Annotated in this window: 10 protein-coding genes and 1 pseudogene; 4 read left to right on the top strand and 7 right to left on the bottom strand. The window is 36.3% G+C overall.

The window, feature by feature from the left end:
• The first annotated feature begins 185 nt into the window (after positions 1 to 185).
• Positions 186 to 776: a PepSY domain-containing protein gene (locus VEI_RS01205; protein WP_059361455.1), complete on the top strand. Its 591-nt coding sequence runs from the start codon at positions 186 to 188 to the stop codon at positions 774 to 776.
• A 297-nt stretch (positions 777 to 1,073) separates the two neighbouring features.
• On the opposite strand, the gene VEI_RS01200 is transcribed toward VEI_RS01205, so the two are convergent.
• From VEI_RS01200 to VEI_RS01185, 4 genes are all read right to left on the bottom strand, one after another.
• A complete protein-coding gene (locus tag VEI_RS01200) occupies positions 1,074 to 2,345 on the bottom strand; it encodes an O-acetylhomoserine aminocarboxypropyltransferase/cysteine synthase family protein (protein WP_059361453.1) in 1,272 nt (423 codons plus the stop codon).
• Positions 2,346 to 2,754: 409 nt separating this feature from the next.
• Entirely contained in the window at positions 2,755 to 3,714 is a 960-nt protein-coding gene (metA, locus tag VEI_RS01195) for a homoserine O-acetyltransferase MetA (protein WP_059361451.1), read from the bottom strand.
• A gap of 11 nt (positions 3,715 to 3,725) precedes the next feature.
• Positions 3,726 to 4,910 (bottom strand): MalY/PatB family protein, encoded by a 1,185-nt coding sequence (locus VEI_RS01190; RefSeq protein ID WP_059361448.1) that lies wholly within the window; start codon positions 4,908 to 4,910, stop codon positions 3,726 to 3,728.
• Positions 4,911 to 4,922: 12 nt separating this feature from the next.
• Positions 4,923 to 6,056 carry a trans-sulfuration enzyme family protein gene (locus VEI_RS01185; protein WP_059361446.1) on the bottom strand — a complete coding sequence of 378 codons (1,134 nt, stop codon included), beginning with the start codon at positions 6,054 to 6,056 and terminating at the stop codon, positions 4,923 to 4,925.
• A 397-nt stretch (positions 6,057 to 6,453) separates the two neighbouring features.
• On the opposite strand from VEI_RS01185, the gene VEI_RS01180 reads away from it, so the two are divergent.
• The 3 genes from VEI_RS01180 (at position 6,454) to VEI_RS01170 (ending at position 9,373) form a co-directional block, all read left to right on the top strand.
• Positions 6,454 to 7,467, top strand: a complete 1,014-nt coding sequence (locus VEI_RS01180) for a FecCD family ABC transporter permease (RefSeq protein WP_059361444.1) — start codon at positions 6,454 to 6,456, stop codon at positions 7,465 to 7,467.
• Between the two features lie 48 nt (positions 7,468 to 7,515).
• A complete protein-coding gene (locus VEI_RS01175; protein ID WP_059361442.1) occupies positions 7,516 to 8,262 on the top strand; it encodes an ABC transporter ATP-binding protein in 747 nt (248 codons plus the stop codon).
• A gap of 109 nt (positions 8,263 to 8,371) precedes the next feature.
• A complete protein-coding gene (locus tag VEI_RS01170) occupies positions 8,372 to 9,373 on the top strand; it encodes an ABC transporter substrate-binding protein (protein ID WP_059361440.1) in 1,002 nt (333 codons plus the stop codon).
• On the opposite strand, the pseudogene VEI_RS10040 reads toward VEI_RS01170, so the two are convergent.
• The 3 genes and pseudogenes from VEI_RS10040 to VEI_RS10165 all read right to left on the bottom strand — a co-directional run.
• Positions 9,371 to 9,502 (bottom strand): annotated as a pseudogene (locus VEI_RS10040) (transposase); the annotation flags it as partial. The gene VEI_RS01170 and the pseudogene VEI_RS10040 sit on opposite strands and share 3 nt — an antisense overlap.
• A 624-nt stretch (positions 9,503 to 10,126) precedes the next feature.
• The gene (locus tag VEI_RS10375) at positions 10,127 to 10,297 is read right to left on the bottom strand and encodes a hypothetical protein (protein WP_162837716.1); all 171 of its coding nucleotides are present in this window, start codon (positions 10,295 to 10,297) and stop codon (positions 10,127 to 10,129) included.
• Positions 10,298 to 10,311: 14 nt separating this feature from the next.
• Positions 10,312 to 12,302: hemagglutinin repeat-containing protein (locus VEI_RS10165; RefSeq protein ID WP_174874273.1), on the bottom strand; the 1,991-nt coding region annotated here is incomplete at its 5' end.

Here is a 12,302-nt window from a genome sequence, read left to right as displayed (position 1 = left end):
ATTTAATTTAAAGGAAAATACAATATTTCTGTCGAATATATAATATATATTGAAATTTTTCCGTATATATTTCTAGTTCTTCATTTTACATTCATTTTATCATATTAAATTATACGTAAGTAGATTTGATGAAATCTACTTTTACAATTGCTATTAGGCAAAATCCTTTTATGGAGGTAATCAACATGAAAAAAGTAAATAAGTTATCTAAAGTATTATGCGCCCTAGGCGTAAGCACTGTGTTATTTGCAGGTGTAGCAACAGCTGCAACATATCCGGCTCCTAGCAGCTGGGACGGTGTTGGTAGTGTAGCATCTCCAATGCAAAGTAGCGAAATCGACTACGTTGGTGCCGTTACTACATTACATCGCTACTATCCAGATGCTATGATCACTTCTATTTCCTATGATGCAAAACATCATCCTACATATGAAGTAGAAGCGTATACTAAGACACAAAAAGTAGAAATGAAAATTGATGAAGCTACTGGTCAAGTTGTCTCCAACGAAGCTAAATCCCTTAGCTACTGGAATCGCATGAAGAAAGCTCATAGCTTCAATCCACAAAACACAATCACTCCTGAAGCTGCTGAAACAAGAGCTATCGAACGTGTAGGTAGTGATTTCCAAACAATGGAATGGGAATTAGAAATGGAAGGCAATAAAGTTGTCTACGATTTAGAAATGACTAATGGTGGCGACAAAAAAGCTGATGTTAAGATCGACGCCCTTTCCGGCAAAGTTCTCAGTGCAAAAGTAAAAACCACTAAATACTAAGCACCCATTGCATATATTATATAGACTCACCTAACCACTTTATAATATATGTCTCTCTCCAAATTCTTAACACACTCATATACTAAAAACTCATAAAACTATACACACATAAAACAAACCCTTTTAATACACACACATATACACACACTAAAAGACCTTGAATCGTTGAATTCAAGGTCTTTTTCTTGTGCTATATACAAAATAATCGCGAGCACAAAGGCTCGCGATTGTTATAAGGTTTTCTTTTATGTTCTATAGGTTGTTGCAAGCTAAACGCTTGAAGGAGTTATGTTAAGATTAAGCTTTATCCAATGCTTGTGCAAGATCTTCGATAATATCATCAGCATTTTCAAGACCGATGGATAAACGGATCATATCTGGTGTTACGCCAGCAGATTTTTGTTGTTCTTCGTTAAGTTGTGCATGTGTTGTAGATGCAGGATGAATAACAAGTGATTTAGCATCGGCTACATTAGCAAGGTTGGAGAAGATTTCCAAAGCATCAACGAATTTAATGCCTGCTTCTTTACCGCCTTTTACGCCGAATGTAAATACAGCACCAATGCCTTTAGAGAAGTATTTATCAGCTAATGCTTTATATTTGCTGTCTGCTAATTCTGGATAATTTACCCATGCCACTTTAGGATGTTTGCTCAAGAAATCTACGACTTTGCGAGTATTTTCAACATGACGTTCTACGCGCAAGGACAATGTTTCAATGCCTTGCAAGATTTGCCAAGATGCAAGTGGTGTAATGCAAGCGCCTGTATCACGAAGCAATTGAGCGCGAATCTTTACAGTAAAAGGAATTGGTAAATCACCATATACTAACCCATTATAGTGTTCATCACCTGCCACAAAATCAGGATATTTACCGGATGCTTTATAGTCAAATTTACCAGATTCTACAACTACACCAGCTAATGTTGTGCCGTGACCACCAAGATATTTTGTAGCAGAATGAACAACTACGTCAGCACCATGTTCTAATGGACGGAACAAGTAAGGGGATGCAAATGTATTATCTACGATCAAGATAATATTGTGTTTATGTGCAATATCAGCCACTGCTTGCACATCGATAAGATTAATACCAGGGTTACCGATGGACTCGATATACACAGCTTTAGTATTATCATCGATAGCTGCTTCGAATTCTTCTAAATTATCTGGGTTTACAAATTTAGTTTCAATGCCAAAACGTGGCAATGTAGCAGTGAACAAGTTATATGTACCACCGTACAATGTAGATGCAGCAACGATGTTATCACCCGCACCAGCTACGTTCAAGATGGAATATGTAATCGCTGCAGAACCAGATGCTACAGCAATACCACCAGCACCACCCTCAAGTTGTGCTACGCGAGCATCTAATACGTCAGTCGTAGGATTACCTAGTCGAGAATAAATGCCACCAGGATTAGTCAATGCAAACCGACCAGCTGCTTCTTCAGCATCTTTAAAAACAAAGGATGTAGTTTGGTAAATAGGCACCGCACGAGCACCTGTTGAATCAACTGTATGGCCAGCATGTAATTGTAATGTTTCAAATTTATATTGTTTGCTCATTAAATTCAACTCCCATTCATCTAAAGGAATAAACTTCATTTCTTATGCCTATTATATTACTATGTATTAAAAAATATGTCTACCACTTTTTATAATACATTCTCCATAACTATAAGCTATAGCAAAAATTTTGGTGCCTATCTATGTACCGGTAAACCAAATCAATTCCCAATGGCTCCACCGGCCGGGTCTGACTCCGGCCTGCGGCCTCCGCAGGGCCAAAGTCGCCATTGGAAACCGATTTGGTTTTCTTCATATATAACATATTCAAAGGGCGCCAAAATTTTGGCGCCCTTTAAATATAATATTGATATAAAGAACCGGTGGGACATCAAAACGACTTCGGGCTCCGCTTTAGCGCAGTAGCGTGTCGGCTTTGATGTCCCACCGGTTCGAATACTAATGTATTTTAAATATAAGCACCAAAATTTTTATCTCGTTCAAACTTCATCTTCTGGATTTGTTCAATGATGTAAGGAGTTTCTTGGTATACATAGTAGTTCAACCAATTAGTGAACAATAAGGTACTTACGGATCTCCATCTTACGATAGGACGTTGCTTTGGATCATTATTAGGGAAATAATTTTCTGGAACTGCAATATCATCGCCTTTTGCAACATCCCGTTCATACTCACGATTTAGCGTATCCCAATCGTATTCAGCATGCCCAAAAATAAAGATATGTTTATTATCTAAACTGCGTACAATGGCTGCACCGGTCGGTTCAGAACCAGCCAACAACTCTAACTCTTTATTTTCTTTAATTTGCTCTAAGGATACTGTTGTATGACGGGAATGGGGCATCCAGAATCTTTCATCAAATCCACGCAATAATAATGGCCGATCATTATAAATGTCATGTTCGTAAACGCCAAATAACTTATTATCCATAATGCGTTTATTAATGCCGAAATGATGGTAAAGACCAGCTTGTGCACCCCAACAAATATAGAATGTGGAGTATACGTGTTCCTCGCTCCAATTCATAATCTCTACGAGTTCATCCCAGTAATCCACCTCTTCAAAAGGCATCAATTCAACTGGTGCACCAGTAATAATTAAGCCATCAAAGAATTCCTCTTTAACCTCATCAAAGGTTCGATAAAAGGTTTCCAAATATTCTTCATCTACATTCTTAGATTTACGAGATGCAGTATGAAGCAAGGTTAAATTAACTTGTAACGGGCTATTACTAAGGGCTCGCAGAATTTGAGTTTCTGTAACCTCTTTCGTAGGCATCAAATTGACAAGCAAAATTTGAAGCGGACGAATTTCCTGTGTTTCCGCACGCTCTGTATCCATTACAAATATATTCTCTTGTGCTAACTTTGTTATAGCCGGTAAATTTTTAATTACTTTAATAGGCATTATATAACCTCCTAATACCCTTTCGACTCATACGCACGACGAAGGGAATCTAAACCTTCCACTAAAGTAGCACGAGGACACGCTACATTAATGCGTTCAAAAGTTTCTCCATCTTTACCAAACATAGAGCCACTATCAAGCCATAATTTCGCATCATATAATAACCATTGTTCACGCTCATCTGCAGTTAATGGTAACTGAGAACAGTCAAACCACATGAGGTACGTCCCTTCTGGACGATACATGCGAAGCTTCGGCAAGTATTGCTTGAAATAATCAAGGGTAAATTGAATATTACCTTGAATATACACTTTCAATTCATCGAGCCACGGGCCACCGACTTCATAAGCACCTTGGCAGCCCACAAGTCCCATTGTATTTAGTTGGCTATAACCGGCTTTATCAATTTCCTTAACAAATCGTTTACGCAAGGTTTCATTAGGAATAAACACATTCGATACTTGCAGACCTGCAATATTAAAGGTTTTGCTAGGGGCCGTACAAACAATGCAGTGCTCCGCATAACTTTCACCAAGATTAGCAAAAACCGTATGTGTATGACTGTCCCACACAAAATCGGCGTGAATTTCATCGCTAACGATAATCACATTATGTTTAATACAAATATCGCCGAGGCGTTTTAATTCATCCTCAGTCCAAACGCGCCCCACCGGATTGTGAGGATTACAGAGAAGGAACAATGTCACATTATGCTCTACTATCGCACGCTCAATGCCATCAAAATCAATGGTATATGTATCTTCACCTTGAATCAACGGTACATTAATGAGATTTCTGTTATTGTCATCAATAACTAAACTAAACGGATAGTATACAGGTTGATTAATAAGCACCCCTTCACCTTCATTGGTGAAAGCTCGCACCGCCATAGCGAGTGCGAACACAACGCCAGGCGTTTTTACTAGCCACTCTTGTTCAATGGACCAGTTAAATCGAGAAGAGAACCAGTTTTTTAATACATTAACATACTCATCATCGGATTCAGTGTATCCAAAAACACCATGATTAACGCGATTCAACAGAATTTGCTTTAATTCACTAGGGATTTCAAAATCCATGTCTGCCACCCAAAACGGCAACACATCTGCTGGTTTACCACGTTGTACAGCAAAATCATATTTTAGAGACTTTGTATGCTTACGATCTACGATTTTGTCAAAATTATATCGACCCATAATAGCCTCCTTTTATTTATTGAAAGCTTGTGCTAAATCAGCAATCAAATCATCTGTATCTTCAATGCCAACGGACAAGCGAAGCAAGCGACGAGTAATCCCTTTACGTTCTGCATCCTCTGGCTTTAAATCAGGATGTGTTTGTGTAACAGGATATGTCAACAAGGATTCTGTACCACCAAGACTTTCAGCAAATTGAATCAACTCAATACCTTCCAACACCTGTTTAGCCGTTTCTTCGCTATCCACTTCAAAGGACAACATGCCACCAAATCCCGTTGACTGAGCTTTATTTACCTCATAACCAGGATGTTCTGGTAACCCTGGGAACAACACCTTTGTTACCTTTGGTTCCTGTTTAAGCCATTCTGCAATAGCAATAGCATTCTTTTGATGTTGCTCCATACGGAGTGCTAATGTTTTGATTCCTCGAATAACGAGCCAGCTATCAAAGGCAGACAAACAAGCCCCCACTGTCTTATAAACGAGGCGCAGTTGAGCTGCTAAGGATTCATCGTTCACAATAGTAAAGCCAGAAATAACATCATGATGGCCTCCAATAAATTTTGTACCACTATGTACAACAATGTCGGCTCCTAGATTTAATGGTTTTTGGAAATAGGGACTTAAAAATGTATTATCCACAATAACCAAAGCATTACGATCATGAGCCATATTACTCACCGCACGAACATCTGTAATTTCCATCATTGGGTTTGTAGGAGTTTCAATATATACAGCCTTTGTATTAGGTTTGAATGCCGCTTGTACCGCCGTTAAATCAGAGGTACCAACATAGGTAAATTCAACGCCATTTTTTTCATATATATTAGTGAACAAGCGGATAGAGCCCCCATAAAGGTCATCCCCTAAAATAACGTGATCTCCAGGAGAAAATAAATGAAATACCGCATCGATGGCAGCCATACCAGAAGAAAATGCGATGGCATCAAAACCGTCTTCTAAACCAGCTATCAATTTTTCCAAACGATCCCGAGTAGGATTAGACTCACGGGTATATTGAAAGCCTGTAGTTTCACCTAAACCAGGATGAGAAAACGTACTAGACATATAAATAGCAGGAGAAATTGCACCTGTATTATCTGATTTGCCACCACCATGGACACACTTTGTATTAAACTTCATCGTAACATCTCCTTGTATATGGTAAGGTATATCATTTTATAGAACATACTATAAAGCCACTCTAATTTCCTAGTATTAGCTAGGAATTAATATACCTACTATCAAACTATAGTATAATAATATAACTATTATAAAAAGGTCTCTATACTTAGTCAATTAAAAGAGCTTCTCACAAAGCGTAATAAGGCCTTTTAAGTCATATGTATTTTGAATGAGTAGCCATAACTTTTAGTTTCATGTATAAAATATACTACTACCAGAATTTTTATGAGTTTACAGGAAACAGTAAAACTAGTTTCTATACCTATACCAGTACTTCTATTGTAATTACATCGAGCATTATCTATACTAATATTAGTATAAGTTTTTGTAATTATAAATATCATTTTGAGGCATCATGCAAAACACTATTAAGGCTTTAATTTTAGGAGCAATACTCATTGTATCCCTTGTTACATCTCTTCAATTTGGATCCACCTTTATCCCCTTAACAGATGTACTAAATAGTCTCTCCTCACACTTAGGAGGACAAAACCTTTCTATCCCTCATATGACCGACACAATCTTGTGGGATATTCGCTTACCTCGCCTATTATATTCAATCTTAACTGGCATCGGCTTATCTGCTGTAGGTCTTTTAATGCAAACGGTAACACGCAATGCACTAGCAGACCCTTACGTGTTAGGTGTATCATCAGGAGCTAGTACAGGGGCTGTATTCGCCATCATTTGTGGAGGTCTACCGTTACTAGGAGCATACAATACGCCTTTCTTTGCCTCCTTTGGTGCCATGTTATCCATCATATTAGTTTTATTATGTGTTGGTAAAAGTAATAGTCCTGTTAAACTCATCCTTATTGGCATGGGTATGACAGGCATTTTCTCAGCGTTAACAATGATGATTATTTATGGTGCTAAACACGAAGCACAGGTGCGAAGTGCCATGTTTTGGTTATTAGGTAGTTTCGCGGGCATCCAATGGCAAGATTTACCATTATCAGCCATCATTGTCGCTCTATTTTGTTTATTCATCTACATTTATAAGCAAGATTTAGATGTCTTACTCCTCGGCAACCAAGAGGCTGCCAACATGGGACTTTCAGTTAAAACATTACAATTATCAATCGTTATAACATCATCCATAGTGATTGCTACCTTAGTATCTAAGGTAGGTGTGGTTGGTTTTATCGGTCTTATTATCCCCCACCTCGCTCGTATTACAGGTGGTCCTAAACATAAAAATACTTTGATATTTAGCATGCTCATAGGCAGCATCGTCATGATTTGGTCTGATGTACTATCTAGAGCACTATATAGCCCAGAAGAAATCCCTATCGGTGTTCTTACCTCTTTATTAGGGGCCCCATTATTTATCTGGATTATTATGAAACGATATAAAAATATCGGCTAAGTACAATACAAGGATTAGTTAATCCTATTTCTAGGACAAAGGAAATTTATGTATACAGTTAATCACTTAAGCTTTGACTATCCTACTCGATCCGTATTACATGATATATCGGTAGAGTTTCCCACTAATAAAATCACAGCCATCATTGGCCCTAACGGGTGCGGGAAATCAACATTGTTAAAGCACTTATCAAAATCAATCTATTCTAAGGGAACCATCACACTTAATGATGAACCTTTAGAGTCAATCGATTCGTCACGATTTGCAAAATTTGTATCCATCTTATCTCAAATGCATGATGCTATGATTGACGATTTTCTTGTGAAAGATATAGTTCTCATGGGGCGCTATCCTCATAAGACACGCTTTGGGAACTATACAAGGCGAGATGTAGCCATTGCCGAATCCTATATGGAGCATATAGGTATTTCTCATCTTGCAAACGAAGAAGTGCAACACCTTTCAGGTGGTGAATTACAACGTGCATTTATTGCAAAAGCCCTAACACAGGAACCTACCATATTATTGCTAGATGAGCCTACAAACCATCTAGACCTAAAATATAAGTTGGCTTTAATGAAAGAATTGCAAACATTCAAAGGAACGGTTATTGTTGTTCTTCACGACATTCAATTGGCAGCTACCTATTGTGATAATATCGTATTAATGAATAAGGGACGCATTGTAAAAACAGGTTCTCCACAAGAGGTGTTAACACCAGAGCTATTGGAACCTGTATTTGAAATCCCCTTTACCACAAAGACAGAAGACGGTATTTATCGTATTCAATATTAGATTTTATAGCGTTTAACGCTAAAAAATATATAGCTATATGCAGGTATATAGCTAATCTACTTATGTTGAGGATTTCCTCACTTACTGTTTTTACAGAAAGGACATTATAATGTTAAACAAAGTAAAACGCTTTACCCTTCTAGGACTATTGGTGGCAGGCACAACACTAGCTTTCACTGGCTGCGGCACTACGTCCCAACAAAACACGCAAACAGCACAAGCAATCGCTAGCTGGAGCGAAACATTCGACGGCGCTACTACAAACTTCTCCGTAAGTGCACCTCCAACACATGCTGTATCCATGTCCCAGGCAACAACCGAAATGATGCTTCAACTTGGTCTCGCTGACAAAATGGCAGGCACTGCATTTAAAGAAGAGGAAATCTACGAGCCATTACAAGGTGAGTACGACAAGGTAAAAGTATTAGCTGAAAAATGGCCTTCTTACGAAGTATTCATGAGCGTAAAACCTGACTTTGCTACTGGCTGGCCTGATTCCTTCAGCAAACGTGCCATTCCAGCAGACAAAATGATTGCTAATAAAGTTAATATTTGGTTACCAGAATCTATGCTTTCTACTAAGGCTGATTTAGAAACTAACTTTAAAGATATGATTATGTTAGGTAAAATCTTCGGTGTAGAGTCTAAAGCTAATGATTGGGTTAAGGCTCAACGTGATACTCTTACAAAAGTACAAAACCAATTGAAAGATGTCCCTAGAAAACGCGTATTCATCTATGATTCCGAAGATGGTCAACCGTTCACAGCATTTGAAGGCTATACAACTAACATTCTTCGTCTCATCGGTGCCGATAATGTAATGAGTGGCCTTGGTGTTGATAAAACTTGGGCTAAAGGTTCTTGGGAAACTGTAATCGCCCAAAATCCTGACTATATTATTATCGCTGACTACGGCAATTCCATCCGCAACGATGATGATTTCCAAGAAAAAATCGCTAAATTGAAAGCTAATCCTCAATTACAAGACATTACAGCGATTAAAGAAAATCACTTTATCCGTGTAAAATTGTCTGAAATCACACCTGGTGTTCGTACTGTTGACGCTTTAAAACGTTTAGCACAAGAAATTCACGGTATTACAGTTCAATAAATCTCTTAAAATTTTACCTATATCAACATGTATTCGACCATAAATTATTTGTCTTCTATACTTTGGCGCAAAAACAATATGATATTTACATCTCCATTTACTATGTGATAAGCTTTTTACGTCATTCATTAACATTGAACCTCCTATATTAAAATGTTGTGGTTACTAGGCCAACTTCATTTTGCCACTAGGAGGTTCTTTCCTTTTCTCTAAGAATTTTTTTACCGCCTCCCCAAATTTAACTGGAGTTTTAGTCATGCCTATTCGGTGTACAAAAAGAATGGCACCAACCATACATATGATTGGTGCCAAAGAGGATTGGTTCTCTTTTCAATTGTTTGAGAACAGTTTACACAAAAGATATTACACTGCCTATTATTTACTTATTATAAATGTATTATACGCTTACAATAGCTTTATATACGAAAAGCCAATTTTAACACGATAATAAATATCAATAAACAAACAAAAGATGTACCATAAAAATCATAGCTAATCTGAGTACCTGTTATGAAATCATCTACTATTCCATATATGATAGAAATTATTCCCAATATTGCAAATCCGTATAATATTAATCGTCGCATTCCTATATCTCTTTCAATTATAAATTAAATAAGTGATATGTATCTCTAAGTACTTTATCATATATAACAATCATGTTTGAACCACTGTTTGTAAAATACTCATTACATTAAATCGCCGATATTATGAATGATTTTATATTAAAAGCATTTTAAATATATCTGTATTTTATACTCGTAAAACTAATTTTAAGATACCAAAAAATACTAGCCAAGCAACAAAACCTGCACCATAGAAATCATAGTGAATCTCAGCACCAGTTATGAAATCATAGGCCATTCCATATACAATGGATATTAATACAAATAATGCAAATCCATAGAAAAATAAACGTTTCATGATATTAAATCCTCCTAATTTTTAAATTTAATGGTTATACCCCCACCAGCACCAACAAAATATGATAAGTCGCCTTTTATTTTAATTGTACCTTTTTCTTTATTAAACCCACCTTCAATTCCAGCTCCAACTCCAGCTCCATATACTTTACCTTCTGCAATAATAACAAAACTTCCAAAATCTAATGAATATTTCCCCTGAGCAGCCGCTAATGCAGCCAAAGCTTCTGCTTTAACATATAAATTACCTTGCCCTAGGGCTCCATCTACACTTCCAGCCAAATATAAAATGTCCCCATTTACTTCAACTTTAGCGGCATTTTTTTGAGCTTCATGGTGTACTCTAACGAGACTCACCTCTCCTTTAACACCAGAACTAATACTATTGTTAAAACTTAAACCACCTATATCTGTATCAGTATGTATTCCAGTTATATTTGTTGTTTCGTTACCAAACAATCTGAAATTACTATGTTTATCAGGATTTGAAATTCCTTCCTGATACGGCATAATATAACTTTCATTTTTAGTATTAGATTGTATAAAATTTAATGGTTTTTCCAGAGAATTATTCGAGGAAACATCCCAAATATTTTGAGTATGAAGTTTAAAATAATTATTTGCAATAAATATTTCACGTGAACTTATGATCTTATCATTCGCTTCTCTCTTATACATATAAAATGAATCTTCTAACCCATTTAATATTACATATTTATATACAAGATTACTCATAACATCTTGAAATGATCCCGATCCAAGTTCATCGGATTCTAGTTTATCATATAGCTCTCTAGAGGTCGCATTACTTGTTTTATATATATCAGGATGATTATATTCATGCCACATTAAGGTTTCATAAAAGGCTAACTTTCTAACCCATTCATCTAAACTAATTTCTCCATATTTAAAACTTCTATAATCACGTAACAAGTTTAACTGATCATCATGAGTCAACCAATTATTATCAACGGCTGAATTTATCAAAGGTGCTGCTATTGATTGATCACTAATACTTTTCCCTAAAATTATACTAACTAACTTTTGCATATCAGGATTATCAATTTTTCTCAGAAGTGGTTGTGCAACTTCATTTATTGCACTAATTTTAAACCCATCAAAAGAATTATATCCAGAAAGCTTCGATATAGTTGCACCAAATGCACCATGTAAAGCAACTTTATAAATTCCACCATCATCCCATTTTTTAGCCTTATCAATATATTCTTTTGCTAATTTTTCATTATTAGAATTTTCAGCAGATTCTGCTAAGATCACATATTTTTTTTGTTCGCTAACAGCAATATCACCTATCAACCTATAACCTTTATTAGAAATTTTTGTTAACAATATTTGTTTTTCTTCTACTGTTTTTTTATCAAAAATTGGTGCTAATTTATTAAGTGCATGTTCCGTATCATGATTAATCTTTTCTAAAGATTCTTTCTCAGCAATTTCAATGATACCTTCACTAATAGCTGAATGCGTAGTAGACTTTGAGCTACCTTTTACAGGAATCCCCATTTTAGGACTACCTGTAATGCCTATTGGATTATTTTTAGTGCGTTTGGTCGTAGATAAACTATAGCCAGAAGTCTTGGCAGAATAAGATGCTTCATTTTGAATATCATTCATTTTTAAAGAGTTAGAGGATAATCTATTTTTGGATTTATCAGGACTACCTTTAATTATACCACCTGTAAGTGTAGTTGCATGATTTACCTGTACATTATATCCGCCATCACCTGCGTATATACCAGCCTGATCTGTGACACTTGCATAATGGCTATCTGTTGTCCCTCGAGAATTTTCAAATCCAACTCTTGCTGGCCCACTCATTCCATAAGATACAGATATACTTTTATTTTTACTAATTTTATGATAGTCATTCGTATCTTGTAAACTTTCAATGTTCAAATCATGTCCAACTTTTGTAGTTACACTTTCACCGATAACCTTAGAACCAATAATTTCTGTATTATTTCCAGAGACAGTATTTACTTGTT

It is taken from the genome of Veillonella tobetsuensis (assembly GCF_001078375.1).
GTDB classification, from domain to species: Bacteria; Bacillota; Negativicutes; order Veillonellales; family Veillonellaceae; genus Veillonella; species Veillonella tobetsuensis.
Note: the sequence above shows the minus strand (reverse complement) of the source record. Positions and strands in the feature narration are given on the sequence as shown.